Raw genomic sequence first — 25,901 nt, forward strand, 5'->3', positions numbered from 1 at the left:
TCAAGATGGTGGGCACGGCGCCTTGCGCCTTTGCCCACCCTACGACAGCTCGTCGCGCATCAAATCCTCCCCGACACGTCCTTCTGCACGCGGTTCGCCATGTCGATCAGCCGGCGCCAGGCCTTTTCCAGGAACGACATCACGCGGTCCATGTCCTGGTCGCTCGGCAGCGGGATCTCGATCTTGCGGTCGCCCTCGGCGACCTTCGGCTCCGCCTTCTTGAGCGGATCGGTTTTCGGCAGCGCCTCGTCGATCTTGCCCGAAACGGTCGGCCCGGCCGCAAGCTGCCCCTTCAGCTTCTCGACTTCGGCCTGGAGCCGGCCGATCTCGGCGTCGAGCGCGGCACGTTCGTCAGGCACCGCGTAGCAGGCCCAGCCCGCGCCGTTCTTGGTGCAGGTCGTCACCGTGCCGGTGCGGGTATCGAGCCGCAGCACGCCCTCGGGGATCGGCGTCATGCTGTAACGGCCGTTTTCACTGTCAGGCGCGGATTGGGCGGCAACGATGCCGCCGCCGGCGGTCATCGCCGCGGCGAACGCCATCGCTGCAAGCCAAGATGCCGTGCAGGTTGTTGTGGATGGTTTCGCAGGTCTCATCGCGCTCTCCGACGCGCCGGTGGCGCTTTCGCAATTCTACACCCCGGCCGGGCAATCCGCCGCCCAAAACGCGCCTGCGGCATCAACGATCGCGTCGGCCCCTTTGATCCCGGCAGGACGGCGAAATGGCGACCGCTTCCGCCGATCCTGCCGAGAGCTGCTGCGGTGCGGCGTCACGCTGTGCGCAGCGCGGCCGCTCACGCCAATATCGCCAATAAAATCAGTTAGATAATAGAAAGAGACGCAATCGTGACTTGGCTTGACTTGATTATAGGCCATCAGTATGGTCCGCGCGGCTTTTGAGGGTGGCGGGCGTAATTTCCATTCAACCGCGGCGTTTCTGGTCTTCGTGGCATGGCTCAAGACACGGGACACGACGAGAATGGAAATCGCGATAGATCGCCCGAGGAAGCTGCGCTTTCCGAACGGCTCGGAAGTCTTGATAAGCGGTTGTCCGAAATTCGCGGCCGCCACATCAAGACCGAGCAACCCACAGGTGACGGTGGAGACGGAGCGGCCAGAGCCTCGGCGATGGCGCTTGGTTTTCGGTTATCTTCGGAGTTGGTCGCCGGTGTCGCTGTCGGAGCGGGGATTGGCTGGGGGTTCGACCGCTTGCTGTCGACGTCGCCTTTCGGGTTTATCGTGTTCCTGCTGCTCGGCTTCGTGGCCGGCGTGGTGAATGTGGTGAGATCGGCGGGCGCGGGTCAAAACAGGCGCGGTGGTTCGTAAGGCCGATCCACACAGGAGAGGAATGATCGTGCCGGCTTCGCCGGTGCGGGCCGGCCCGGCCGGCAGACCGAGACCCGCCGGCATTGCCCGGCAGACCAAGAGATGCCGCGCTGATGAAAATCGACCCGATCCACCAGTTCAACATCGAGCCTCTCTTCACCCTGGGCCATATCGGCAATCACACGATCGCCTTCACCAATTCATCGCTCTACATGCTGGTGGCAGTCGCCATCATCTCGATCCTGATGCTTGCCAGCGGCACGCAGCTGGTTCCCGGGCGCCTCCAGTCGGTCGCCGAGATCTCCTACGAATTCGTAGCCAGCACCATCCGTTCGACGGCCGGCGCGGAAGGCATGAAGTTCTTCCCGCTGATCTTCTCGCTGTTCATGTTCATCTGCGTCTCGAACCTGGTCGGCATCATCCCCTACACCTTCACGGTCTCGAGCCACCTGATCGTCACCGTAGGACTGGCGCTGCTGGTCTTCTTCACCGTGCTGATCTACGGCGTCGCCAAGAACGGCCTGAAGTTCTTCTCGATTTTCGTTCCTCACGGCGTCCCGGGCTACATCCTGCCGCTGGTCATGTTCATCGAGATCCTGTCGTTCTTCCTGCGGCCGGTCTCGCACAGCATTCGTCTGTTCGCCAACATGCTGGCCGGCCACATCGCGCTGAAGGTGTTCGCGGGCTTCGTCGCCATGCTGGGCTTCTCCCTCGGTGCCATCGGCTGGGTCGGCGGCGTGCTGCCGCTGGCTCTCACGATCGCGCTGTACGCGCTCGAGATTCTGGTCGCGTTCCTGCAAGCCTATGTGTTTGCGATCCTGACCTGCATCTACCTCAACGACGCCATTCATCCGGGACACTGAGCGGTCCGGGGAATTTCCACCCACAACCCAATCTTTCTTCCAAGGAGTCTAAAATGGATCCGGCAGCAGCAAAACTTATCGGCGCGGGCATCGCGTGCATCGGCATGGGCGGTGCGGGCGTCGGCGTGGGCGTGATCTTCGGCAACTACCTCGCCGCAGCCGTCCGCAATCCGTCCGCCGCTCAGGGCCAGTTCGGCAACCTGATCTTCGGCTTCGCCGTGACCGAAGCGCTCGGCATCTTCTCGCTGCTGATCGCTCTGCTTCTGCTGTTCGTTTTCTAAAGAACGACTTCTTCCGCGCCGCTTCATCCGAAGCGGCGCGTGACAGCAACAGGAGTACTCCATGGCCGAGAGTCATGGCGGGGCAAAAGGTCCGGCGGCGGGCGCTCACACCGAAGCCGATGGCGGTCACCACGCCGGCGGTTTTCCGCCGTTCGAGAGCAGCACTTTTGCTTCGCAGCTGGTGTCGCTCGCGATCTTCTTCGTCCTGCTCTACGTGATCGTGTCCAAGCTCGCTCTGCCCAAGGTCGGCGGTGCGATCGAAGCGCGTCAGAACAAGATCGAGGGTGACCTCACTGAGGCGCAGGCGCTGAAGGACCAGTCCGAGGCAGCGCTGAAGGCCTATGAAAGCGAGCTCGCTTCAGCGCGTTCGCGGGCGCAGGCGATCGGCAACGAATCCCGCGACAAGGCGAATGCGCAGGCGGAAGCCGAGCGCAAGACGCTGGAAGAGCAGCTGGCGGCCAAGCTCGCCGAGGCGGAGAAGACCATCGCCTCGACCCGCACGACCGCCATGAGCAACGTCCGCGGCATCGCGGCCGACGCGGCAGGCCAGATCGTGCAGCAGCTCACCGGCATCGTTCCGGATGCGGCGTCGGTCAGTGCCGCCGTTGACGCGTCCTTGAAGGGTTAGTCGAGATGTTCTTCGATCCTGAAACCTGGGTCGCCGTCGCCTTCGTGATCTTGATGATCGTGTTCGGCTATCTCGGGGTGTTCAAGTCGGCGATGACCGCGCTCGATCATCGCGCCGCGCGCATCAAGGCCGAGCTCGACGATGCGACGCGCCTCAAGCAGGAAGCGGCCAAGGTGCTCGCCGACTACAAGGCCCGCAGCGCCACGGCCGAGCGCGAGGCTGCCGACATCATCGCCAACGCCAAGTCCGAAGCCGAGCGCATCGCGACCGAGGCCAAGGCGAAGATGGAAGACTTCGTCGCCCGCCGCACCAAGACCGCGGAGAGCAAGATCGCGCTCGCCGAAGCCCAGGCGGTGGCCGATGTCCGCGCCGCAGCCGCGGAAGCCGCCGTGCAGGCCGCCTCGACGATCCTGTCGCAGTCGGTCAAGGGCCAGGTCGCCGACGATCTGCTCGCCAAGGGCATCAACGAGGTTCGGCAGAAGCTGAACTGAGGGGGTAGCCTTCACTAATCAAAAAGCCGGCGCGTGAGCGCCGGCTTTTTTGTTTGTGCGAGTATTGTAACCGCAAACTCGATGTCATCACCCGCGAAGGCGGGTGATCCAGTATTCCGAGACGGTTGTGATTGCTCGATAGGCCGCGGCGTACTGGATGCCCCGCCTCCGCGGGGCATGACAGCCAAACTAGCCGCCTATTTCTTCTTCTTCGCCTTCGGCTCCGGCGACAGCGCCTGCGGATCGAAGCCGACATAGAAGATGTAGGAATCGGCGACCGCGGCCGACGGCACCGGATAGGACAGGTCCTCGGCAACGAAGGTGAACGGCACGCTGCCGCCCTCCGCCATCTCGACCGTGGTCCGGTAGGCCTTCGAGGCGATCACTTTCTCGCCGACGCCGCCCTGCACCACCGCCACGCGCAGGGGCACCTCGACCGTCGACGGCGCGCCGGCGGGACCGGCGATGACGCGGCCCTGGATGCCGATCCGGGCCGTGATCTCGCCGCCGTTCCGGGTACATTCGCGCGCCATCTTGGTGATCGAGGCCTGGAAGCGGACGTCGTTGCCGACGGCCGGCTTGCCGGTGGCGCCGACCCCGTAAGTGGAGGCGCCAGCGCGCACCGTGACCTGGGGGCAATCGACGTCGTCATCGGCGGCCGGCTGGCCCGGTGCGGGCGCCGGCTTGGGCTGGGCCGGCTCGTCGGACTTGCCGCCGAACAGGCTCTTGAATCGGTCGGTGAGCGACTGGGCCGCCACCGGCGAGACCGAGGCGAGCGCAACCGACAACGCCAGTGCGATCCCCGTCCCCCGCCGCAACATCGTCCGCGATGACCGAAGCTCCTGCACCATCGACACCCACACTCCATGACAAATACCGGCCGATCGCCGCCGGCCTTGCGCGTTATATCGTCAAAATCGGCGAACCCAAGGCAGCAAAAGGCCGTCGCAATGCGACTTTGGCCACAGGAATGGCCGGGTTCAGCCCCGGAAATCCTCGTGCAGCAGGCCGAACAGCAAATGGTCCTGCCAGACCCCGTTGATGCAGAGATAACGCCGCGCCAGCCCCTCGCGGGAGAAGCCGCATTTCTCCAGCACCCGGATCGACGGCGCATTGGTGGGGATGCAGGCGGCCTCGACCCGGTGCAGATTGAGCTCGCCGAACAGCGTCGGCAGCAGCACCCGCAGCGCCGCCGTCATGTAGCCGCGACGGGCATGGGGCTGGCCGACCCAATAGCCGATGGTGCCGGCCTGTACGATGCCGCGCCGGACATTGGCGAGCGTGATGCCGCCGACCATGGCGCCGTCGAGCTCGCGGAAGATCAGAAACGGGTAGGAGCGGTCCGCGGCGATGTCCTCGGAATAGCGGCGCAGGCGGCGGCGGAAGCCGGACCGGGTCAGGTCGTCAGACGGCCAGATCGGCTCCCAGGGCGTCAGGTAATCGCGGCTGCTCTCGCGCAAATGCGCCCATTGCAGGAAGTCCGACATCTGCGGCGCGCGCAGCAACAGCCCGTTGCCGCGCGGAGCGAGGGCGGCGGGTCCACTGGAAGGCAGGCGAAAGAGAGCCATGGTGATGCTTCCCGAAGGCGAGGCTCCGTGGTGCGGCTCCTAATGCAGCCGCGCCTTGGCGCGCGCGCGCGTCAATCCTTCCGCAAAAGACACCGCCGTGTCCAGACCCCTGCCGCTGCCTAATGCGACAACTGCAGGGCGGCTGCGCGAAAGCAGCGCACGCGCCGCGTCCCGGGTCGATTCGACACTGACGGCGTCGATCCGGGCTACCAGTTCCTGCACCGTTTGCGGCCGGCCATAGGCCAGCACGTGCCGGGCCAGTTGCTCGGCGCGGGACGAGCAGCTCTCCAGCGCCATCAGGAGCCCGGCCTTCATCTGCGCCTTGGCGCGCGCGATCTCGGCCTCGGTCAGGGTCTCGACCGAATCATTCATGATGTCGACCACGACCTCCATCATCTCGGGCGCGTCGGCCGGATCGGTTCCGGTGTAGAGGCCGAAGAAGCCGGTGTCGGTATAGGGGGCGTGGAAGCTGTAGATCGAGTAGCAGAGGCCGCGCTTCTCGCGCACCTCCTGGAACAGCCGCGACGACATCCCGCCGCCGAGGATGTTGGTGAAGACCTGGAGCGAGAACAGCGACAGGTCGGTCTGGGGCACGCCTTCCAGCGCCAGCGTCAGATGCGCCTGCTCGAGCTCGCGATGCACCACCTTGGCGCCGCCCTTGCCGAACTGCGCCGACTGCGGCTTGGGACCCGGCGTCGCCTCGAAGCTCGCAAAGCGGTTCTCGACCTCGGCGACCACCTGTTTGTGATCGACCGCGCCGGCGGCCGCCACCACCATGTCGGGGCCGCGATAATGCGTCGACAGATAGCCGCGCAGCATGTCGCGGTTGAAGCTGCGCAGCGTCTTCGCGGTGCCGAGCAGCGAGCGGCCCATCGGCTGGTCGGGATAGCAGAGCTCGTTGAGGTGCTCGAACACGACGTCATCGGGCGTGTCCTGCGCAGCGCCGATCTCCTGCACGATGACGTTCTTCTCGCGCTCGAGCTCGTCTGGCTCGAAGGCGGGATTGGCGAGGATGTCGGCGAGCACGTCGAGCGCCAGCGGCACGTCGGCCTTCAGCACCCGCGCGTAATAGGACGTGGTCTCGGTCGAGGTGCCGGCATTGAGGTCGCCGCCGACCGCCTCGATCTCCTCGACGATCTCGCGCGAGGAGCGCTTGGTCGTGCCCTTGAACGCCATGTGCTCCAGGAGATGCGAGATACCGTGCTCATTCGGCTTCTCGTCGCGGCCGCCGACGCCCGCCCAGACGCCGAGCGCCGCAGTCTCGAGATGGGGCATCTTGTCGGTGACCACGGTCAGGCCGGAGGCAAGCTTGGAAATCTCGACGCTCATCCGGCAACTCCCTGTTTTGCGGCGCGGCTGACCGACAGCACGAACCGCTCGATCTCGGCCTGATCGTTCTTCATCACCTTCATGTGTTCGGATTTGGTCATGAGACCATCGAGCCAAGCCGGCAGTTGCGGCCGCTGGCCGCAGGCTGCCTCGACCGCGTCGGGGAATTTGGCCGGATGGGCCGTGGAAAGCACGATGCTGGGCACCGTCGTGTCGGTGGTGTCGCGGTCGGCAACGGCAAGCGCCACCGCGGTGTGCGGATCGACCAGCTCGCCTGCCTCACGCCAGGCGGCGCGAATCGCAGCCGCGGTCTCGGTCTCGTCGGCACGGCCCGCGTCGAATTCCTCGCGGATGGCGGCCAGCGTCGCATCGGGCAGCACGAAGCGCCCCGACTGCTTCAGCGAGTCCATGAGGCGGCGCACGCCGGCCGCATCGCGCTTGCCGGCCTCGAACAGCAGCCGCTCGAAATTCGAGGAGATCTGGATGTCCATCGACGGCGAGGCGGTCGCATGCACCTCGCGCACCTCGTAGATGCCGGTCTTCAGCGTGCGCGCCAGGATGTCGTTGACGTTGGCGGCGATGCAGAGGGTGCGCACGGGCAGGCCCATGCGCTTGGCGACATAGCCGGCAAAAATGTCGCCGAAATTGCCGGTCGGCACGATGAAATCCACCGCGCGCGCCGGCGCGCCGACGGCAACGGCCGAGGTGAAGTAGTAGACCACCTGGGCGACGATGCGCGCCCAGTTGATGGAATTGACGCCCGAAAGCGAGGTCGCATCGCGGAAGCGATGGTTGTTGAACATCCCCTTCACCAGCGCCTGGCAGTCGTCGAAATTGCCTTCGATGGCGAGCGCATGGACGTTGGCCGCGCCCGTCGTCGTCATCATCCGCTGCTGCACCTCGGAGATGCGGCCGTGCGGGAACAGCACGATGAGATCGACATTCTCGAGGCCCGCGAAGGCTTCGACCGCGGCGCCGCCGGTGTCGCCTGACGTCGCGACCACGATGGTGGTGCGCTGGCCGCGCTTGGCGAGCACGTGGTCCATCAGCCGCGAGATCAGCTGCATCGCCACGTCCTTGAAGGCGAGCGTCGGACCGTGAAACAGCTCCAGCACGAACTGGTGCGGCGCCATCTGGCGCAGCGGCACCACCGCGGGATGACGGAAGGTCGCGTAGGCCTCGTTCGCCATGCGGCCGAGCTCGGCGTCCGATATCTCGCCGCCGGCGAAGGGCCGGATCACGTCGACCGCGACCTCCCAATAGGGACGGCCGAAGAAGCCGGCGATGGTCTCGGTCGAAAGCTGCGGCCAAGTGACCGGCACATACAGGCCGCCGTCACGGGCAAGCCCGGTCAGCATCACGTCGCAGAAGCCGAGTTCGGGGGCCTCGCCCCGGGTCGAGATATAACGAGTCAAACTGCCCTCCAAAGGCCGACCGGGCCGAAGCTCGATCCGTAAGCCTTTGATTTCACGAAAATACTTGTTAACAGCCAGAGGCTTTGGGCCACCATAAAGTGTTTTGCGGCATCGGGAAACCGCCTCCCGCCAGGGGTTCTGCAACGAAAAAGGGCTGCGGCGATGCCGCAGCCCTCTCTTGGAAGGTCTGTCGTTGATGTGCAGACCGGTTTGCCTTGTCCGGGTCGCCGACCCGCTAAACTATCGGCGCCAGCTTTCATTGCCTGTCATCAGATCGTCAAGAGCGAAAACCGCGCAGGCCGAAAGATGTTCCTTGTTTTTCCCGGGATGCTTCGGGCAGCTCCCGGGCATTCGCACGCAAGTTCATTCCGGAATTACCACTTTTTCCCGAATCCATTGCCTGCCTCGGGAACAATTGACCCGGCGGCCGATTGTGTCGGCGGATGGTATCAGCCGTCATCCATGCATTGCCCGGCCGACGGCGGCGCCGATCCGTCGACCGAACCGCTGCATCCTGGAGCAGCCGGTTCGGTCGCTGACGGACCTCAGCTCATCCCGATTTCCACCGCGATCCTGATCAGGTCGGAATGGTTCTTGGCCCCTAACTTCTGCTTGAGCAGGGACGTCGTGTTTGCGACGGTCTTGTAGGAGATGCCGAGCGCCTCGGCGACCTCGACGATCTTGTCGCCGCGCCCGAGCAGGCGGAGAATCTCGAGCTCCCGCGGCGTCATCTGCGAGGCCGGATTGGCCTTGATCGCGGCGCCGGAGAACGTCACGGCCTCCGCGAGCTGCGGCGAGATGAAATTGTCACCCGCGACGACCTTGCGCACCGCCTTGAGCAGAATCCTGGGATCGTCGCCCTTGGAAACATAGCCCTGCGCGCCCAGCTCGACCGCCCGCACCACGAAGGCCGGATCGTCGTTCATGCTGAACATGATGATCTTGGCGTCGGGATCGTCCTTGCGAATGCGTCGCATCAGCTCAAAGCCTGAGACGTCAGGCAGGCTGATATCGATCACGGTGACGTCAGGCCGCTTGCTGACATAGGCGCGATGCCCGGATTTGGCATCGGTCGCCTCGTCGATGCGGATCGATTGGTCGGACGCGAAAAGCGTCCGGCATCCGGACAGCACCACAGGATGGTCGTCGACGATCAGAACCTTGGTCGCCGGCTTGGCGGTATCTTGCATCGCGCGCTCTCTTGTTTTTCGACTCATAGACCGGCGGGAACAAATGGAAAGAGAAAATCGCCCCGATGCGCGTTAGAATTGACCTAATGTGGCAACGGCTCTCGTTCAGAACCCAATTGTTTCTTCCGCTCGGCCTGAGCTTTCTTGCCGCGCTGGCTATGGGCGGCGTGCTGCTCAAGACATTCGCGACCGGCCAGCTGGCCGATGAGAACGAGCCGGGTCGCCGCTCGACCCGGACTGTCGCTGTTGCGCTCAACAACGCCCTCGGCGCCTCGGATCATCCGCGGACGATTCTCGACGCATTCGTCCGTTCCCTGGATTCCTCCTCTGATATCCAATTCCGCCCCATAGAAGCAGGTCCCGCGCCTTCCGTGAAGGACGGTCTGCGCAATCTGCATGGCGTACCGCAATGGTTCGCGGAGCTGATCGTCATTCCGGACATGGACGCAGCCTCACCTGTCATCATCGACGGCAGGCGTGTCGGCGACATCGTCTTCGTGCCTGACCTGTCGGCCGACCTGTTCGAGAAATGGATCGGCTTTCTGGCGCTGACGAGCCTGATCGCCATATTGACGGTGCTGACCGGCACGATCGCTTATCTGTTCGCGGAATCGGCGCTGCGCCCCCTGCAAAAGCTCGGCGCAGGCCTCACCCGAATGCGATGCGGCGATTACGCGATGCCGATCCCGGTGGCAGGGCCGCCGGAGATCCGGCAGAGCTGCGAGGAGGCCAATGCGCTGGCAACGACGCTGGCGCGACTGAGCCAGGACAATCGCGACCTGCTGCATCGCCTGGTGTCGCTCCAGGACGACGAGCGGCGCGACCTCGCCCGCGAGCTGCATGACGAGCTCGGGCCGCTGCTGTTCGGCATCCGCGCCAGCACCATCGCGCTGGCCGACGCCTCGCCACAAGCAGGAAATCTCGGCAATTCGGTGCAGGAGGTGATGCGGTCGGTCGAGGCGCTCCAGCAGACCAACCGCCGTATCCTCGACCGGCTGCGGCCGCTCTATATCGAGCAGCTGGGGCTCGAGACCACCGTGCAGACGTTGCTCCAGAACTTTCGCAGACAGGCGCCGCATATCGGCCTGACGGCCACGATCGATCCGGCGCTGAACGAGATCGACGGACCGCTGGCCCAGACCGTCTATCGGTTGATCCAGGAGGCGCTGACCAACGTCCTGCGCCATGCCAATGCCGGCAATGCCCACGTGCAGGCCACCGTCGCGGGCGAGGCGCTCGTCATCGAGATCTCCGACGACGGCGGCGGCTTTCCGGAGAGCAACGTCTTCGGCCGGGGCCTCACCGGCATGCACGAGCGCGTGCGCGCGCTCAGCGGTTCATTGTCACTGCTGCGCGCCGATGAGCGAACCTATGTGCGCTGCCTGCTGCCGGTGAATGCGACGCAAGAAGAGCCGCCGCAGAGCTAAAGCGCGATGGGATGAAGATCACCACCGCGCTTTAGCTTATTGTTTGAGCATGATCTCCGCGCAAACGCGTTCCGCGTTTGTCGCGAGGGAAAACCGCTACGCATTTTTCCGGTTCATGCCCTAGCACGCACAACCGTCGTGGGAGTTCTGCCGCGACGGCGTGCACAGCGTGCTGTAGATCTTGCCTTCCGCGCTGAAGCGGAACGAGGCGTGGATGCGCAGTGAGCCAGCGATGGAATATTCGAGATCGACGCCGTGCGGCACGGGATTGATTTCTTCGAGGCCGAATCCGACCGACGAGAACGTGCTGAGCCGGGGTCCCCAATAGGTTTCGAGCTCGCTTCGGCCACGATAATGCTGCGTGCCGTTGCACGTGCATTCGACCCGGGCGTCGTCCGCATAGAGCTCGAGCAGGCTCGCAAGGTCGCCCTTGCGGCAGGCATCGACCCAGTCGACGACAATTCCCATCTGATCAATATCGCTCACGCCAACATCCTGCTTGCCGCGAAAAATTTCGTGCGGCTTAGGACCACACTCGTGAATATGCGCTGAATAATAAACCCCGGACGATCCCGGGTTCCTCCCGGAAACCTACGGAGAATTTGCCGGACGTCGTCCTCTCGTCCAGACGCCGAACGCGATCAACACCGCGCCTGCGAGCGCGAACCAGGTGATGGCGTATTGCAGATGATCGTCCTTCAGATGCACGTCGAGCGGCCCCGGACGCGGGATGCCGTTCTCGGGCGCCGGCTGCTCGAGGTCGATGTAGAACGGCGCAACCGCGCCCCAATGAAGCGCGCTTGCGATCGCCAGATGATCGCGCACGAACCAGAGGCGCTTGTCGCGGTTCTCCGCCGGCGTCAGCCAACCCGGCGCCTCCGGAAAGCGCAGATAGCCGGTGAACATGACCGGAGCGCCGGTGACGAGCTTCTTCACCGCACGATCCTCGATGCTGCGGTCCTGCATCGTGTTCTCGACGAAGCCGGCATCGATCACGATTGTCTCACCGCTCGCAAGGCGCGCCGGCAGGAACGCCCAGGTGCCGGGACCGGAGGCGTCCTTGCGCACGGCCGAGCCGGAGGAATAGACCATCGCATCAGGCAGCGGTGCATAGGTCGCGGTGAAGCTGACGCGGCGGAATTCGTCGCGCGCGGGATCGAGCGCGGTCCATTGCGCCGGCGGCGGCAGCGCGATCGGCGCTTCGGCCAACCGCTCGGTGAGCGCCGCGATCAGCGCATGCTTGGCGGTCCGGCGCTGCAATTGCCAGACTCCGAGCGAGATGAAGACCGCCGTCAGGAACAGCGTGAACAGCGCGAAGCCGGCCACGCGAGGCTTGCGCGCCGTCTCGTTCATTTCGCGCGGTCGACCAGCCGGCCCGGCGCCGCCTTGTGGTGGAATTGCAGTGCGATCAGCAGCGACTTCATGGAGCGCAGCGGCAACAGCGTGGTGACGAGGATCAGCGGCAGCCACAGCGCCGCATGCAGCCAGAACGGCGGCTGGTACTTGACCTCGACGACGAGCGCGCAGCCGACCACGATCGCACCGGCCAGCATGATGATGAAGATAGCCGGACCGTCGCCGGAATCGATGAAGGCGTAATCGAGGCCGCAACGGTCGCAGGACGGCGCGAGCGTCAGGAAGCCCGCATAGAGCTTGCCCTGGCCGCAGCGCGGGCACTTGCAGGCAAGCCCGCGCAGCGCGCTTTGCAGGACGGTGGTCTCGGGCTCGGTTGGACCGGCAGTGTCGTTCATGATCGCGGACTCTATCACAGTTTCCGCCGAAACTTGCGACGGCTGAAAAGCGAAAGGGCGGCCCAGCGGCCGCCCCTTCTGATCAATTCACGACGGCTCAGTGCGCGCCGTGGGCCATGGTCTCGGCGCCGTGTCCCCACACATAGATGCAGAGGAACAGGAACAGCCAGACCACGTCGACGAAGTGCCAGTACCAGGCGGCGAACTCGAAGCCGAGATGCTGCTTCGGCGTGAAGTGGCCGGCGTAGGCGCGGAACAGGCAGACCAGCAGGAAGATGGTGCCGACCAGCACGTGGAAGCCGTGGAAGCCGGTCGCCATGAAGAAGGTCGCACCGTAGACGTTGCCGGCGAAGGAGAACGCCGCATGGCTGTACTCATAGGCCTGCACGCAGGTGAAGAGCGCGCCGAGCACGACGGTGAGGATCAGGCCGTACTTCAGGCCCTGGCGATCGTTCTCGAGCAGCGCATGGTGAGCCCAGGTCACCGTGGTGCCCGAGGTGAGCAGGATCAGCGTGTTCAGCAGCGGCAGATGCCAGGGATCGAAGGTCTCGATGCCGTGCGGCGGCCAGGTGCCGGGGACCGAGCAGGCGCCGGCCTGGGTGCCGAGACCGCAGCCGAACACCGCATCGCGGGTGGCGTGGACGGCGTCCGCCGGGAACAGCGCCGCGTTGAAATAGGCCCAGAACCAGGCCACGAAGAACATCACCTCGGAGGCGATGAACAGGATCATGCCGTAGCGGTGATGCAGCTGCACGACGCGGGTGTGGTCGCCCTTGTACTGGGCTTCCTTGATCACGTCGCCCCACCAGCTCGCCATGGTGTAGAGCACGCCGACGGTGCCGACACCGAACACGATCGGCGCGGCCGAGAACATGTGGTGCATCCAGGCGATCGCGCCGACCGCCATGATGAAGGCCGAGAGCGAACCGACCGCCGGCCAGGGAGAGGGATCGACCAGGTGATAGTCGTGATGCTTGCCTTGCGCGGTAGCCATTTGCGGTCTCTCTCCTCAATCCCGTGCCTGTTCGGCACTTATCCCCTTGTTTCCAACCCCCATGGCGCGAAGCCCGGCGATCAGAGATTTCCCTTGCGTTGGTCGTTCTCGCCGGATGCGAGCGGCTTCACCACCGGATCCTTCACCGGATAGAACGTGTAGGACAGCGTGATCGTGTTCAGCCCGTCGTTCTCGTGATCGTCGGCGATCGACGGATCGACATAGAACACGACCGGCATCTCGCGCTTCTCGCCCGGCGCCATGGTCTGCTCGGTGAAGCAGAAGCAGTTGATCTTCTGGAAGTAGGACCCGACCGTCAGCGGCGCGACATTGTAGGCGGCCTGGCCCGCTGTGGTGCGCGCAGCCTGGTTGGTGACGGTGTAGAAGACAGTCACGACCTGGCCGATATTGACCTCGATCTCGTTCTGCTCCGGCTCGAACTTCCAGGGCAGTCCGGGCGCGACGTTGGAATCGAAGCGCACCGAAATCTTTCGGGCGATCGGGCCGTTGGCCGGTGCCGAGGTCGCAACTTGCGTCGTGCCGTTGAAGCCGGTGGCGCGGCAGAACCAATTGTAGAACGGCACCGCCGCGTAGGAGGCGCCGACCATCAGCGCGACCACGCCGCCACAGATGGAAGCAACCACCACATCGCGGCCCAGCCCGCGGCCCTTGGCCGGCTCACGATTGACCGGCTTGGCGCTGACGTCCTGCGATATGGTCGGCTCGTGATCCATGATTCCTACATCGGCCGGACTAGCACTGCCGGTCCCTTGACCATGGTGACGGCGAAGAACAGCACGACCAGCACGCCGAGCGCCAAAGCAATGGCAATCGAGCGCTGACGACGGCTCTTCTTCTGCGCCTCGGTGAGGACGATTCCATCTGGCTCGGGTTTGTCGGCCATTCCTGCCTCATGCGCCCCCAACCATCGGAGCAATCGCCCGGAACACGACCTCGGCCAGCAGGGTCGCGAACAGCGCGAACAGATACAGGATCGAGAAGGCGAACAGTTTTCGCGTCGCGCGCAGGGACTGGCTGCGTTCGCGGCGCACATAGACGTTGATCGCAAGCAACAGCATGCCGGCGCCGAGGATCAGCGAGACCACGCCGTAGACGGCGTCGAAATAGCCGAGCACCCAGGGCGCGGCGGCGACCGCGATCAGCACGACGGTGTAGAGCAGGATCTGGAGCCGCGTCGCGTCGGGGCCGGCGACGTTGGGCAGCATCGGAATGCCGGCGCGCGCGTAATCGTCGGAGCGGAACAGCGCCAGCGCCCAGAAATGCGGCGGCGTCCAGAAGAAGATGATCGCGAACAGCAGCAGCGGCTCGACGTCGACCGTGCCCGTCACCGCGGCCCAGGCCACCACCGGCGGCAGCGCGCCGGCGGCGCCGCCGATGACGATGTTCTGCGCGGTCCAGCGCTTCAGCCACATCGTGTAAATCACGACGTAGAAGAAGATGGTGAAGGCAAGCAGCGCGCCCGCGATCCAGTTGACGAGGATGCCGAGCGTCATCACCGAGAAGAAGGCGAGCGTCGTGCCGAACGCCATGGCTTCAGGGCGGGTGATGCGGCCGCGCGGGATCGGCCGGTTCGCCGTGCGCGACATTTTCGCGTCGATGTCGCCTTCGAGCGCCATGTTGAGCGCCCCGGAGGCGCCGGCACCGACGGCGATGCAGAGCAGCGAGGTGATCGCGAGCACCCAGTGGAAATGCCCGGGCGCCATCGCCATGCCGACCAGCGCGGTGAAGATCACCAGCGACATCACCCGCGGCTTGAGCAGCGCGATGTAGTCGCCAACCTCCGCTTCGGAGATGCGGGGATTGATGTCGATGGCGTTGTGGTCGAGGACGGACACTAATCTAACTCGCTTCGTTGTAGAGCCGCGGCGCCCATGACGGGCGCCGCGGAAGATGGCTTACTGCACGCGGGGCAGCACTTCGAACTGGTGGAAGGGCGGCGGCGAAGGCAGCGTCCACTCCAGCGTGGTCGCACCCGCACCCCACGGATTGTCTCCCGCCGGGACCTTCTTCATGAAGGCGTCGAGCACGCAGTAGAGGAAGATCAGGACGCCGAAGCCCGAGATGTAGGAGCCGACCGACGAGACCAGGTTCCAGCCGGCGAAGGCATCGGGATAGTCGACGTAGCGGCGCGGCATGCCCGACAGGCCGAGGAAGTGCTGCGGGAAGAACACCAGGTTCACGCCGATGAAGGTGACCCAGAAGTGCGCCTTCGCCAGCGTCTCGTTGTACATGTAGCCCGTCATCTTCGGGAACCAGTAGTACCAGCCGGCAAAGATCCCGAACACGGCGCCGAGCGACAGCACGTAGTGGAAGTGCGCGACGACGTAGTAGGTCTCCTGGAGCACGCGGTCGACGCCGGCATTCGCCAGCACGACGCCGGTGACGCCGCCGACCGTGAACAGGAAGATGAAGCCCACCGCCCAGATCATCGGGGCGCGGAATTCGATCGAGCCGCCCCACATCGTGGCGATCCACGAGAAGATCTTCACGCCGGTCGGGACCGCGATCACCATCGTGGCAGCAACGAAGTAAGCCTGCGTCGCCGACGACATGCCGACCGTGTACATGTGGTGCGCCCACACCACGAAGCCGATGCCACCGATCGCGACCATGGCGTAGGCCATGCCGAGATAGCCGAACACGGGCTTGCGCGAGAAGGTCGAGACGATCTGGCTGATCATGCCGAAGGCGGGCAGGATCAGGATGTACACCTCGGGGTGACCGAAGAACCAGAACAGGTGCTGGAACAGCACGGGGTCGCCGCCGCCGTCGGGCGCGAAGAATGTCGTGCCGAAATTGCGGTCGGTGAGCAGCATGGTGATCGCACCGGCGAGCACCGGCAGCGACAGCAGCAGCAGGAACACCGTCACCAGGATCGACCACACGAACAGCGGCATCTTGTGCAGGGTCATGCCCGGCGCGCGCATGTTGAAGATGGTGGTGATGAAGTTGATGGCGCCGAGGATCGACGAGGCACCGGCAAGGTGCAGCGACAGGATCGCGAAGTCGACGGCCGGGCCCGGATGGCCGGAGCTCGACAGCGGCACGTACATGGTCCAGCCGGCGCCGACGCCGTTGGCGCCCGGCTCGCCCTCGACGAAGGTCGACATCAGCAGCAGCGCGAACGAAGCCGGCAGCAGCCAGAACGAGATGTTGTTCATGCGCGGAAATGCCATGTCGGGCGCCCCGATCATCAGCGGCACGAACCAGTTGCCGAAGCCGCCGATCATCGCGGGCATGACCATGAAGAAGATCATGATCAGGCCGTGGCTGGTCACGAAGACGTTGTAGGTGTGCGTCTCGTGGAAGATCTGCACGCCCGGATACATCAGCTCGGCACGGATCGCGATCGACATCGCGGCACCGATGATGCCGGCGACGACCGCGAAGATCAGGTACATCGTGCCGATGTCCTTGTGATTGGTCGAATAGACGTAGCGCCGCCATCCGGTCGGATGGGCGTGCTCGTGGTCATGTCCGTGGTCTTGCGCGTGATCGCCGTGTGCCGCTGCGCTCGTTGCCATTTTCAAATCCTGCCTTGCGTCCCATGCGGACCTTATGCGGTCCCGCCCTTTATGTCGCTTTCAGTCCCCTCGAGCCCTGACCCGGCGCTTACTGCGTCGGGCCGGCCGCCGAGGCGTAAGTGCTGGTGCCGCCGCTCGCAAACTTCTTCTTGGCCGTCTCGACCCAGGAGGCGAACTCCTGGTCGCTGACCACGCGGATCGCGATCGGCATGAAGGCGTGATCCTTGCCGCAGAGCTCCGAGCACTGGCCGTAGAACATGCCGGTCTTGGTGGCCTTGAACCAGGTCTCGTTCAGCCGGCCCGGGATGGCGTCGATCTTGACGCCGAAAGCCGGCAGCGCGAAGGCGTGAATGACGTCGGCGCCGGTGACCTGGACGCGAATCACCTTGTTCACCGGCACCACCATCTCGTTGTCGACGCCGAGCAGGCGGGGCTGCTTGTCCTGGGCCATCAGCGAGTCGAACTCGAACTTGCCGTTGTCAGGATAGGCATACGACCAGTACCACTGCTTGCCCGTCGCCTTCACCGTCAGATCCGCCTTCGGCACGTCGAGCTCCAGGAACAGAAGCCGGAACGACGGCACCGCGATGCCGACCAGGATCAGCACCGGAACCAGCGTCCACACCACCTCGATCAGCGTGTTGTGAGTGGTCCGCGACGGCACCGGATTGGCCCTCGCATTGAACTTCAGCACCACGATCACCAGCAGCGCCAGAACGAACAGCGTGATCAGGGTGATCAGCACGAACAGGAAGTTGTGGAACCAGACGATGTTGTCCATCACCGGCGAGGCCGATTGCTGCAGCGTCCATTCCCACGGCGCCGGCTGCCCGACCTCGGCGAATGCCGTCCCGCCCGCCGCCAGCGTCATGCCAGCCGCCACCAAGGCGATGGTGGCCATTCCCAGCAAATGCCGGCCCACCCGACCCATCGACATCCTCATGCCGTTCGCGCTCCCCTTACGAAATCACCCCAGGTGCGTTCCCCTATTTTTGGGAAACGCTTATTCGATCCGCCCGTCTGACAAACCGCCGCGCAAGAATACCTCTAAGAGGAATTGGGGCCAGATCGCTAGAACGCCGAAATCAAGCCTCTCAAACCATAATTCTTGATCTATCGCAATGCAGTCTTGAGGCCTGTCTGTCAGCGATCACCCGCAAGATATTTCCTAGTAACATCAGAGAAAAATACCGTTTCCCGGGATGCTGCGGCTTGACAGCGGCATTGCCCGCGGTAGGCACTGGCGAACAGCCGCGCAGGAATCTGATTCGTGCTGATGTTGGCGGTGTGGGCGGCGCGGAATTTGCTTGGGAATCGCCTTCAAGCCGCCGTCATTCCCGTATCAGTCCGCCAGGTGCGAGCGACCCAGGCGAGCAGAGGGACCGACCCGATGGGGTTTTCGAGATGCATGGCAAGGGAGGCCAAAAGGCAGGCTGACGGCCTCACGAGGCTTGCCGCCCTGCTGGCTGCGGTCGTCCTGCTGGCGCTGCCAGGCCTCTTCGTACCAAGCCTTGCCCATGCGCAGGGCGCGGTGCGCTCCGTCCATGGCGACTGGCAGATCCGCTGCGACACCCCGCCGGGCGCCCAGACCGAGCAATGCGCCCTGATCCAGAGCGTGGTGGCCGAGGACCGCTCCAATGCCGGCCTGACCGTGATCGTGCTCAAGACCGCCGACCAGAAGAGCCGCCTGATGCGCGTGGTCGCCCCGCTCGGCGTCCTGCTGCCCTCCGGCCTCGGGCTGAAGCTCGACAACCAGGACGTCGGCCGCGCCGGCTTCGTCCGCTGCCTGCCCAATGGCTGCGTCGCCGAGGTCGTCATGGACGACAAGCTGCTCGGCCAGCTGCGCAGCGCCAAGACCGCGACCTTCATCATCTTCGAGACGCCGGAAGAAGGCATCGGCTTCCCGCTCAGCCTGAACGGGCTCGGCGAGGGCTACGACAAGCTGCCGTAGCAGGGCTCACGCCGCGTCGACGCGATAGAGCTCCGTGTCGCACCAGCCGCAGCGATAGATGCGGCCTCTCCCGGCCACCGGCCCGACCAGCGCCTTGCGCCGGCATGTCGCGCAGACGACGCCGTCCACGGTGTCGCAGCCCGGGTGAGCTGCGACATAGGCCTCGCGGGTGGGATAGGAGGTCCAGAAGCGGCGATAGACGAACTGGTTGAACAGCAGGACCAGCCCCAGCGCGCCAAAGCCGATGATCAGGCCGTGATACTGATCCCAGAACACAAGCAGGGAATTCCACATGCTTTTGCCGGCAGATCTCTCACCAAGGGTCGCCCTCGATAGCCCAAAATCCTGAAAACCGGTTTAAGGGGAAGCCGTACCTATCGTTTCCGTAATGTGACGGCCCAGCCCTCGCGGAACGCGCGGGAAACCATTATCTTGCCCAACATCCCCCGATAATGGACGGACGCATGATCAATCCTGCCACAACCTCCCTGCTCGACCGCGCCAATCTCGATCGCGACCAGGTTCGCAACGAGGTCGCGCGCGGGCTTGCCGGCGCCGACGACGGCGAATTGTTCCTGGAATACAGCCAGACCGAAGCGCTGATGTTCGACAATGGGCGACTGAAGCAGGCGACCTACGACACCTCGCAGGGTTTTGGCCTGCGCGCCGTCAAGGACGATGCGGTCGGCTATGCGCATTCCTCCGACGTGTCGCTGCCGGCGCTGATTCGCGCCGCCGACGCGGTCGCGGCCGTGCGCGGCGGCTATTCCGGCAGCTTTGCCGCTCCGCCGGCGCATACCAATGTGCGGCTCTATAGTGACGACAATCCGCTGGATGCGCCGGGCTTCGAGACGAAGGTCAAGCTGCTCGCCGAGATCGACGCTTATCTGCGCGACAAGGATCCGCGGGTGCGGCAGGTCAGCGTCAGCCTGGGCGCGACCTGGCAGGTGGTCGAGATCCTGCGGCCCGATGGCGAGAGCTATCGCGACATCCGCCCGCTGGTGCGCGTCAACATCTCCGTCGTCGCCGGCCAGGGCGACCGCCAGGAGAGCGGGAGCAAGGGCTATGGCGGCCGCGCCGGCTATGCCGAATTCATTGAGAGCAGGAATTGGCGCGAGGCCGCCGACGGCGCGCTGCGCGAGGCCCTAGTCAATCTGGAATCGATCCCCGCCCCCGCCGGCGAGATGGACGTCGTGCTTGGCGCCGGCTGGCCCGGCGTGATGCTGCATGAGGCGGTTGGTCATGGCCTCGAAGGCGACTTCAACCGCAAGAAGACGTCTGCATTTGCGGGCCTGATGGGCCAGCAGGTTGCGGCCAAGGGCGTCACCGTGGTCGACGACGGCACCATTGCCTCGCGCCGCGGCTCGCTGTCGATCGACGACGAGGGCACGCCGACCAACCGCACCGTTCTGATCGAGGACGGCATCCTGGTCGGCTACATGCAGGATCGGCAGAACGCGCGCCTGATGAACATGAAGCCGACCGGCAACGGCCGCCGCCAGGGCTATGCCCATGTGCCGATGCCGCGTATGACCAACACCTACATGCTGGCGGGCGGCCGCGACCCGGCCGAGATCCTTAGCTCCGTGAAGAACGGCGTGTTCGCCGCGAATTTCGGCGGCGGACAGGTCGACATCACCTCGGGCAAATACGTGTTCCAGTGCACCGAGGCCTACAAGATCGAGAACGGCAAGCTGGGCGCACCGCTGAAGGGCGCCATGCTGATCGGCAACGGGCCGACGGACCTGCATCGCATCCGCATGATCGGCAACGATCTGGCGCTCGATACCGGCATCGGCACCTGCGGCAAGAACGGCCAGGGCGTCCCTGTCGGCGTCGGCCAGCCGTCACTTCTGATGGAACGCATTACGGTGGGTGGAACAGGCGCATGAGTGTCGAGAAGGTAACCGTCCCCGCCAAGCGGAAGACCAGCGGCTGGGGCGGCCAGCTGATGCAGCTCGCCGGCATCGTTGCCGCAGTGTTCATCGCCAAGGGCGCGCTGGCCGAGCCGTTCTACGTGCCGTCCGGCTCGATGGAGCCGACGCTGCTGATCGGCGACGCACTGCTCGCCTCGAAATTCCCCTACGGCTACGGCACCTCGTCGCTGCCGATCCAGATCAACCTGCCCGAAAGCGGCCGCGTGTTCGCGGAAACGCCGAAGCAGGGTGACGTCGTCGTGTTCCGCTGGCCCGGCGACCGCTCGCAGGCTTGGGTCAAGCGCGTCGTCGGTCTGCCCGGCGACCGCATCCAGATGCGGCAGGGCCAGCTCTTTATCAACGACCGGCCCGCCGAGCTGAAGCCGGATGGCATCGGCCAGGCCGAGGACGACAATGGCGGCAGCGAGCCCGCCCACCGCTATATCGAGACGCTGCCGAACGGCGTCTCGCATCTGATCTTCAAGATGCGCGACAATGGTCCGCTCGACAACACGCCGGAGGTGACGGTGCCACCCGGCCATCTCTTCGTGCTCGGCGATAACCGCGACAACTCCGCCGACAGCCGCGTGCCGCTGCGTTCCGGCGGTGTCGGCCTTCTGCCGATCGACAATCTGATCGGACGCGCGGATGCCGTGGTTGGCTCCTGGGATCTCGGCATGCGCAGCCAGCCCGTGTACACGTGGCTGTCCGGCTTCCGGCTCGCACGGTTCTTCACCGCCGTGCACTGAGCTGATCCTCATGACCTTCGACGACGTCAGAAAATTCGCGCTGACGTGGCCGGAGGTCGAGGACGGCACCTCCTACGGCACGCCGGCACTGAAAGTGCGCAAGAAGATGCTGGCGCGCCTGAAGGAAGACCGCGACAGCCTGGTGATGCCGGATGTGCCGATCGACGAACGCGCCATGCTGGTCGAGAGCCAGCCAGGAATCTTCTATTTCACCGACCACTACGCCGACTATCCGATCGTGCTGATCCGCCTGTCGAAGGCGAAGCGCGCGATCGTCGAGCCGTTCCTGCGGCGGCGCTGGCGCGCGCTGGCGTCGAAGGCGGCGCGCACCGCATTCGACGCCAGCCTGTAGGTCATGGCCGCGATGGATCGCGATCGTTTCCTCGCATTAGCGCTGAAAAATCCCGTCAATGCCGCGATCGTCGACGAACTCGCGCGGCTGGATCTGCCGGATGCATGGCTGGTCTCGGGATGCCTGGTGCAGACCGTATGGAACGTGCTCACCGGCCGCGCCATCGATCACGGCATCGCCGACTACGACGCGTTCTATTTCGACCCTGACACCTCGTGGGAGGCGGAGGATGCGGTGATCCGCAAGCTGCATGAGCGGCTGGCGCATCTCGGCGTCAAGGTCGAGATCCGCAACCAGGCACGCGTGCATCTGTGGTATCCCGGCAAGCACGGCCTGCCCTATCCGCCCCTGAGAAGCTCGACGGAGGGCATCGACCGCTTCCTCACGCAGAACACGCAAATCGGCGTCAGGCGCGCAGGCGATGGCTACGAGGTCTACGCGCCGCGCGGCTTTGGCGATGTCGCAGGGCTGATCGCGCGGCCAAATCCGGGACCGAATTTTTCGGCGGCGAATTACGCGGTGAAGGCCGGGCGATGGAAAGCGCTATGGCCGGAGCTCACGGTGATCGCGGCGGAGTGAGGTACCGTAGGGTGGGCAAAGCGAAGCGTGCCCACCACCTCTTGTAATAGTTGAAAGATCGTGGGCACGGCGCTTTGCGCCTTTGCCCACCCTACGACAGCAATGACGATGGAAAGAGCTGCGCCTACCGCACCACGCCCGACGTAAATCCCGCCTTCCTGCGCGGCGGCTTGATTTCCTTCTTCAGGAAGCAGCGCGCCTCGCGCCCGGTGTAGCCGGGGCGGGCATAGGTGAAGGCGCGGCATTTGTTGTCGGCGATGCAGGCCGCCTTGCAGGCCTCCTCGCCTTCGCCCTCCTTGAGCTCGAAATTGCGCAGATCGCCGCCGGGGCGGTCGATCGACGTCTCCACGCCTTCGACCCGCGGCTCGATCACGCCGGCACCGCGCACGCCGGAGATGCAGCAATTGCCGGGCACGCGCGGCGGCACGACGTTCTTGAGCCAGCACACGGCCGAGCCGCCTTCGACATCGGGATAGCTGAAGCTCCAGGAACGACAGCGGCGGTCGCGCTCGCAGAGCAGCGCGCAATCCTCGGGATCGCCCGAGGTGACCGGCGTGCTGAAATAGTCGCCACCGGGCCGATCGAACGCCGTCTGGGCGCGCACGGGCCAGCTCGCACATGCGAACGAAAGCAGCGCGACGCAGGCCACGACGCTTGCCAAGACCTTCGCCATGACGGCCCTGGGCGGGCGGCCCTTCCCCATCAGAACAGCTTTCGAGTTATTGACGACGCTCAGGTTTTTTCAGCCGGTCATTTGATCGCCGCAAACCTGTATGGGCGATGAACGGCTCAAGTCCTGGGCGTTGGCCTATGTGTCTAGAAAGCGTATTCCGCGTAGGCCGGTTCCACCGAGCCGTTCCAGGGACCGTTGAACTTCTCGAGCATCTCCTCGGCCGGCGTGCGGCCAGAATCGATGATGCGATCGAGCGGCTCCAGATGCCGGGTCTCGTCACGGCCGAGCTGGTCGATCCGGCCGCGCCGGCGCAGGCCGGCATGTGCCAGAACGAGGCACTCCTTGGCGATCTCGAACAGATAGCGGTCCTTGAGCCGCGCCTTGAAGCCGAAGCGCGGCACGTCGTCGCGCAGGGCCTGGCGTTCATGCGCGCTCCAGTGCTTCACCATGTCCCAGGCGGCATCGAGGGAGACATCGTCATAAAGCAGTCCTACCCAGAACGCGGGCAGCGCCGGCAGCCGGCCCCACGGACCGCCGTCGGAGCCGCGCATCTCGAGATAACGCTTCAGGCGCACCTCGGGGAAGATCGTCGAGAGATGGTTGGCCCAGTCCGACAAGGTCGGACGCTCGCCGGGGAGGTTGTTGTTGCGGCCGTCGAAGAAGGCACGGAACGAGGAGCCCGAGACGTCGATATACTCCTCGCCGCGCTTGACGAAATACATGGGGACGTCGAGCGCGTAATCGACATAGCGCTCGAACCCCATGCCGTCCTCGAACGCCCACGGCATCATGCCCGCACGCGCATTGTCGGTGTCGCGCCAGATCTCGGAACGGAACGAGAGGAAGCCGTTCGGCTTGCCTTCGGTGAACGGCGAATTGGCGAACAGCGCAGTCGCGACCGGCTGGAGCGCGAGCGAGACGCGCAGCTTCTTGACCATGTCGGCTTCGGAGGAGAAGTCGAGATTGGTCTGCACGGTGCAGGTCCGGTACATCATGTCGAGGCCGTACCGGCCGACCTTCGGCATGTAATTGGTCATGATCTTGTAGCGGCCCTTGGGCATCACCGGGATGTCGGCGCGCGACCAGGACGGCGTCATGCCGAGGCCGAGGAAGCCGATGCCGAGCGGAGCCGCGATCTCGCGCACCTGCGCCAGATGCGCCATCAGCTCGCTCTGGGTCTGGTGCACGTTCTCGACCGGCGCGCCCGAAAGCTCGAACTGTCCGCCGGGCTCGAGTGAGATCGCGCCGCCGCCGGTGACGTCGTAGAGGCCAATGATGTTGCCCTTCTCCATGATCGGCTCCCAGCCGAGCAGGAGCTTCATGCCCTCGAGCAGCGCGCCGATGCCGCGCGGGCCTTCGTAAGGCACCGGACGGTGGCCCTCGAGCGTGAACGGCGTCTTCTCGTGCTCGGTGCCCAAACGGAAGTCGGACGGGTCCTTGCAGCCGGCCTCGAACCACGCGACGAGCTCATCGCGCGATTGCAGCGGCGTCATATCGATCTGGTCTCGCGCCATATCAAACTCTAATCAAAAGCGCTTCGACCGAATGCGCGCGGGTGACGGGATGGTCCGCGAACCCACCGGGCGCGCGGACGTGCTGGTTTTGCCGCGCGATCATCGCGTCGGCGAGGTTTCGTTGACGTTGGCGACGGGCGGCAGCTTCATCTCGCCGCACGAGCAGCCGAGGCGGTCGAGCAGACCGCTGAGCTTGACGGCATCGGCATCGGACAATTTCGAGCCGACATACTTCTCGATTGCGGCCGAATAGGCACCCCACATCCGCTTCTGCAATTCGCGGCCGGCTTCCGTGATCTCGACGAACTGGCCACGCTTGTCGATCTTGCATTCGCGCCGGGAGGCAAGGCCTTCGTCGACCAGGCGGTCGATCAGGCGCGAGGTCGAGTATTGCGGGATCAGCATCTGCCGCTCGAGCTCGACCGGCCGCAGCTCTCCGCTCGGCGCGCGCGACAACTCGAGCAACGCATCATACCAGGCCAGCGGGGGGAACCCCGCCTTCTTCAGATCCTGCTCGACGCAATCGAGCACGCGGCTCTGCACCCGCATCAGGCGGATCCAGGCGGAGGTTGCCTCGGTCGATGGTTTGCGTTTCATGGTCCCGCTCAAGCTCGTCGTCCGTGTCTTACCCCATTCGATGCAGCTGCATCAATCTTGACTATTCCATGCAGACGCATGTAGTCGTTCTTTCGCCCAAGCCAAGCGGCAAGAGGAGGAAATTCCATGAAACTGTACTATTCGCCCGGCGCCTGCTCCCTGTCCCCCCACATCGCGCTCCTGGAAGCCGGCCTGCCTTACGAGCTGGTCAAGGTCGATATCCGGGCCAAGAAGCTCGAAAACGGTGAGGATTATCTGAAGCTGAACCCCAAGGGTCAGGTTCCCGCACTAGGCCTCGACAGCGGTGAGATCGTGACCGAAGGCCCGGTGATTGTCCAGATGATCGCCGATCAGGCCTCGGCCAAGGCGCTGGCGCCGGCCCATGGCAGTTCCGAGCGCTACAAGCTGCTCGAGTGGCTGAATTTCCTCACCTCGGAGGTCCACAAGAGCTTCGGTCCGCTGTTCGCGCCGGCGCTGAACGACGAGGCCAAGGCCTTCTTCAAGGATCGCGTCATGGGCAAGCTGAAATACATCGACAGCCAGCTCGGAGGCCGCGACTACCTCATGGGCCAGCAGTTCACGGTCGCCGACGGCTATCTCTTCACGATGCTGACCTGGGGCGACCGGATGAAGTTCGATCTCTCGGCGATGCCGAATCTTGCGGCCTACAAGGCCCGCGTCGCGGCGCGGCCGAAGGTGCAGGAAGCGCTGACCAAGGAAGGGCTGGCCCAGGCGAAGTAAGGACAGATCACGACTGCAACGACGA

At 64.7% G+C, this 25,901-nt stretch carries 32 protein-coding genes; 12 read left to right on the forward strand and 20 right to left on the reverse strand.

Translation table 11 applies throughout. The features are described 5' to 3' along the window. Positions 1–59 precede the first annotated feature (59 nt). Together AAFG16_RS44395 and AAFG16_RS44400 are read right to left on the reverse strand one after the other, a co-directional pair. Positions 60–593, reverse strand: a complete 534-nt coding sequence (locus AAFG16_RS44395; RefSeq protein WP_342735422.1) for a hypothetical protein — start codon at positions 591–593, stop codon at positions 60–62. A 36-nt stretch (positions 594–629) separates the two neighbouring features. After that, positions 630–872, reverse strand: a complete 243-nt coding sequence (locus AAFG16_RS44400; RefSeq protein ID WP_342735424.1) for a hypothetical protein — start codon at positions 870–872, stop codon at positions 630–632. A 75-nt stretch (positions 873–947) separates the two neighbouring features. Between AAFG16_RS44400 and AAFG16_RS44405 the strand changes: the two genes are divergently transcribed. The 5 genes from AAFG16_RS44405 to AAFG16_RS44425 all read left to right on the forward strand — a co-directional run bounded on the left by AAFG16_RS44405 (position 948) and on the right by AAFG16_RS44425 (position 3,585). Next, complete coding sequence (locus tag AAFG16_RS44405; protein ID WP_283082468.1) at positions 948–1,322, forward strand: AtpZ/AtpI family protein; 375 nt, start codon at positions 948–950, stop codon at positions 1,320–1,322. A gap of 113 nt (positions 1,323–1,435) precedes the next feature. Further along, a complete protein-coding gene (locus AAFG16_RS44410) occupies positions 1,436–2,185 on the forward strand; it encodes a F0F1 ATP synthase subunit A (RefSeq protein ID WP_080133417.1) in 750 nt (249 codons plus the stop codon). A gap of 53 nt (positions 2,186–2,238) precedes the next feature. Continuing rightward, on the forward strand, positions 2,239–2,466 hold the full coding sequence (locus AAFG16_RS44415) for a F0F1 ATP synthase subunit C (protein WP_018643436.1): 228 nt from the start codon (positions 2,239–2,241) through the stop codon (positions 2,464–2,466). A 61-nt stretch (positions 2,467–2,527) separates the two neighbouring features. Beyond that, entirely contained in the window at positions 2,528–3,094 is a 567-nt protein-coding gene (locus tag AAFG16_RS44420; RefSeq protein WP_283082469.1) for a F0F1 ATP synthase subunit B', read from the forward strand. 5 nt (positions 3,095–3,099) lie between these two features. After that, positions 3,100–3,585 (forward strand): ATP F0F1 synthase subunit B, encoded by a 486-nt coding sequence (locus AAFG16_RS44425; RefSeq protein ID WP_283082470.1) that lies wholly within the window; start codon positions 3,100–3,102, stop codon positions 3,583–3,585. 197 nt (positions 3,586–3,782) lie between these two features. Here AAFG16_RS44425 and AAFG16_RS44430 read toward each other — a convergent pair whose 3' ends face one another. The 5 genes from AAFG16_RS44430 to AAFG16_RS44450 form a co-directional block, all read right to left on the reverse strand. Then, positions 3,783–4,436: a hypothetical protein gene (locus AAFG16_RS44430; protein ID WP_283087109.1), complete on the reverse strand. Its 654-nt coding sequence runs from the start codon at positions 4,434–4,436 to the stop codon at positions 3,783–3,785. 129 nt (positions 4,437–4,565) lie between these two features. Beyond that, complete coding sequence (locus tag AAFG16_RS44435) at positions 4,566–5,153, reverse strand: GNAT family protein (RefSeq protein ID WP_283082471.1); 588 nt, start codon at positions 5,151–5,153, stop codon at positions 4,566–4,568. 39 nt (positions 5,154–5,192) lie between these two features. After that, on the reverse strand, positions 5,193–6,482 hold the full coding sequence (locus tag AAFG16_RS44440) for a pitrilysin family protein (protein WP_342735431.1): 1,290 nt from the start codon (positions 6,480–6,482) through the stop codon (positions 5,193–5,195). Further along, entirely contained in the window at positions 6,479–7,897 is a 1,419-nt protein-coding gene (thrC, locus tag AAFG16_RS44445) for a threonine synthase (RefSeq protein ID WP_342735433.1), read from the reverse strand. Before thrC ends, AAFG16_RS44440 begins: the two co-directional genes overlap by 4 nt. Before the next feature lie 545 nt (positions 7,898–8,442). Beyond that, positions 8,443–9,087 (reverse strand): response regulator transcription factor, encoded by a 645-nt coding sequence (locus AAFG16_RS44450; protein ID WP_283082474.1) that lies wholly within the window; start codon positions 9,085–9,087, stop codon positions 8,443–8,445. Between the two features lie 86 nt (positions 9,088–9,173). Here AAFG16_RS44450 and AAFG16_RS44455 point away from each other — a divergent pair, with 86 nt between their 5' ends. Continuing rightward, positions 9,174–10,514, forward strand: a complete 1,341-nt coding sequence (locus AAFG16_RS44455; RefSeq protein WP_342735435.1) for a histidine kinase — start codon at positions 9,174–9,176, stop codon at positions 10,512–10,514. A 120-nt stretch (positions 10,515–10,634) separates the two neighbouring features. On the opposite strand, the gene AAFG16_RS44460 is transcribed toward AAFG16_RS44455, so the two are convergent. The 9 genes from AAFG16_RS44460 to coxB all read right to left on the reverse strand — a co-directional run bounded on the left by AAFG16_RS44460 (position 10,635) and on the right by coxB (position 17,747). After that, positions 10,635–11,000: a nuclear transport factor 2 family protein gene (locus AAFG16_RS44460; protein WP_283082476.1), complete on the reverse strand. Its 366-nt coding sequence runs from the start codon at positions 10,998–11,000 to the stop codon at positions 10,635–10,637. 105 nt (positions 11,001–11,105) lie between these two features. Next, a complete protein-coding gene (locus tag AAFG16_RS44465) occupies positions 11,106–11,867 on the reverse strand; it encodes an SURF1 family protein (protein ID WP_342735437.1) in 762 nt (253 codons plus the stop codon). Further along, a complete protein-coding gene (locus AAFG16_RS44470; RefSeq protein ID WP_342735439.1) occupies positions 11,864–12,265 on the reverse strand; it encodes a DUF983 domain-containing protein in 402 nt (133 codons plus the stop codon). Before AAFG16_RS44470 ends, AAFG16_RS44465 begins: the two co-directional genes overlap by 4 nt. A gap of 97 nt (positions 12,266–12,362) precedes the next feature. Beyond that, positions 12,363–13,259 carry a cytochrome c oxidase subunit 3 gene (locus AAFG16_RS44475; protein WP_283082479.1) on the reverse strand — a complete coding sequence of 299 codons (897 nt, stop codon included), beginning with the start codon at positions 13,257–13,259 and terminating at the stop codon, positions 12,363–12,365. An 80-nt stretch (positions 13,260–13,339) separates the two neighbouring features. Continuing rightward, positions 13,340–13,993, reverse strand: a complete 654-nt coding sequence (locus AAFG16_RS44480) for a cytochrome c oxidase assembly protein (protein WP_342735441.1) — start codon at positions 13,991–13,993, stop codon at positions 13,340–13,342. A gap of 5 nt (positions 13,994–13,998) precedes the next feature. Continuing rightward, positions 13,999–14,163 (reverse strand): hypothetical protein, encoded by a 165-nt coding sequence (locus tag AAFG16_RS44485; RefSeq protein WP_018644977.1) that lies wholly within the window; start codon positions 14,161–14,163, stop codon positions 13,999–14,001. A gap of 7 nt (positions 14,164–14,170) precedes the next feature. Continuing rightward, positions 14,171–15,115, reverse strand: a complete 945-nt coding sequence (locus AAFG16_RS44490; protein ID WP_342735445.1) for a heme o synthase — start codon at positions 15,113–15,115, stop codon at positions 14,171–14,173. A 60-nt stretch (positions 15,116–15,175) separates the two neighbouring features. Next, entirely contained in the window at positions 15,176–16,804 is a 1,629-nt protein-coding gene (gene ctaD, locus AAFG16_RS44495) for a cytochrome c oxidase subunit I (RefSeq protein ID WP_342735447.1), read from the reverse strand. Between the two features lie 88 nt (positions 16,805–16,892). Continuing rightward, on the reverse strand, positions 16,893–17,747 hold the full coding sequence (coxB, locus tag AAFG16_RS44500; protein ID WP_283082483.1) for a cytochrome c oxidase subunit II: 855 nt from the start codon (positions 17,745–17,747) through the stop codon (positions 16,893–16,895). 447 nt (positions 17,748–18,194) lie between these two features. On the opposite strand from coxB, the gene AAFG16_RS44505 reads away from it, so the two are divergent. Further along, positions 18,195–18,755 carry an invasion associated locus B family protein gene (locus AAFG16_RS44505; protein WP_342735449.1) on the forward strand — a complete coding sequence of 187 codons (561 nt, stop codon included), beginning with the start codon at positions 18,195–18,197 and terminating at the stop codon, positions 18,753–18,755. Between the two features lie 6 nt (positions 18,756–18,761). Here the strand turns inward: AAFG16_RS44505 and AAFG16_RS44510 are convergent, their stop codons facing one another. Then, the gene (locus AAFG16_RS44510; RefSeq protein ID WP_342735451.1) at positions 18,762–19,049 is read right to left on the reverse strand and encodes a hypothetical protein; all 288 of its coding nucleotides are present in this window, start codon (positions 19,047–19,049) and stop codon (positions 18,762–18,764) included. 170 nt (positions 19,050–19,219) lie between these two features. Between AAFG16_RS44510 and tldD the strand changes: the two genes are divergently transcribed. The 4 genes from tldD to AAFG16_RS44530 are packed head-to-tail and all read left to right on the forward strand — an operon-like array spanning position 19,220 to position 22,351. Next, positions 19,220–20,647 carry a metalloprotease TldD gene (gene tldD, locus AAFG16_RS44515; RefSeq protein WP_342735453.1) on the forward strand — a complete coding sequence of 476 codons (1,428 nt, stop codon included), beginning with the start codon at positions 19,220–19,222 and terminating at the stop codon, positions 20,645–20,647. Further along, positions 20,644–21,420, forward strand: a complete 777-nt coding sequence (gene lepB, locus AAFG16_RS44520) for a signal peptidase I (RefSeq protein WP_342735455.1) — start codon at positions 20,644–20,646, stop codon at positions 21,418–21,420. The genes tldD and lepB overlap by 4 nt, the downstream gene beginning before the upstream one ends. A 10-nt stretch (positions 21,421–21,430) precedes the next feature. Next, positions 21,431–21,772 (forward strand): MmcQ/YjbR family DNA-binding protein, encoded by a 342-nt coding sequence (locus AAFG16_RS44525; RefSeq protein WP_283082488.1) that lies wholly within the window; start codon positions 21,431–21,433, stop codon positions 21,770–21,772. 12 nt (positions 21,773–21,784) lie between these two features. Beyond that, positions 21,785–22,351, forward strand: a complete 567-nt coding sequence (locus AAFG16_RS44530) for a nucleotidyltransferase family protein (protein WP_342735457.1) — start codon at positions 21,785–21,787, stop codon at positions 22,349–22,351. 124 nt (positions 22,352–22,475) lie between these two features. On the opposite strand, the gene AAFG16_RS44535 is transcribed toward AAFG16_RS44530, so the two are convergent. The 3 genes from AAFG16_RS44535 to AAFG16_RS44545 form a co-directional block, all read right to left on the reverse strand. Beyond that, positions 22,476–23,054 (reverse strand): PAN domain-containing protein, encoded by a 579-nt coding sequence (locus tag AAFG16_RS44535; protein ID WP_283082489.1) that lies wholly within the window; start codon positions 23,052–23,054, stop codon positions 22,476–22,478. 113 nt (positions 23,055–23,167) lie between these two features. Further along, complete coding sequence (locus AAFG16_RS44540; RefSeq protein WP_283082490.1) at positions 23,168–24,538, reverse strand: glutamate--cysteine ligase; 1,371 nt, start codon at positions 24,536–24,538, stop codon at positions 23,168–23,170. Between the two features lie 99 nt (positions 24,539–24,637). Next, the gene (locus tag AAFG16_RS44545; protein WP_027561950.1) at positions 24,638–25,135 is read right to left on the reverse strand and encodes a MarR family winged helix-turn-helix transcriptional regulator; all 498 of its coding nucleotides are present in this window, start codon (positions 25,133–25,135) and stop codon (positions 24,638–24,640) included. Between the two features lie 126 nt (positions 25,136–25,261). Between AAFG16_RS44545 and gstA the strand changes: the two genes are divergently transcribed. Next, positions 25,262–25,876: a glutathione transferase GstA gene (gstA, locus tag AAFG16_RS44550; RefSeq protein ID WP_342735461.1), complete on the forward strand. Its 615-nt coding sequence runs from the start codon at positions 25,262–25,264 to the stop codon at positions 25,874–25,876. Positions 25,877–25,901 lie beyond the last annotated feature (25 nt).

This window comes from Bradyrhizobium sp. B117, from assembly GCF_038969555.1.
Lineage (GTDB): Bacteria > Pseudomonadota > Alphaproteobacteria > Rhizobiales > Xanthobacteraceae > Bradyrhizobium.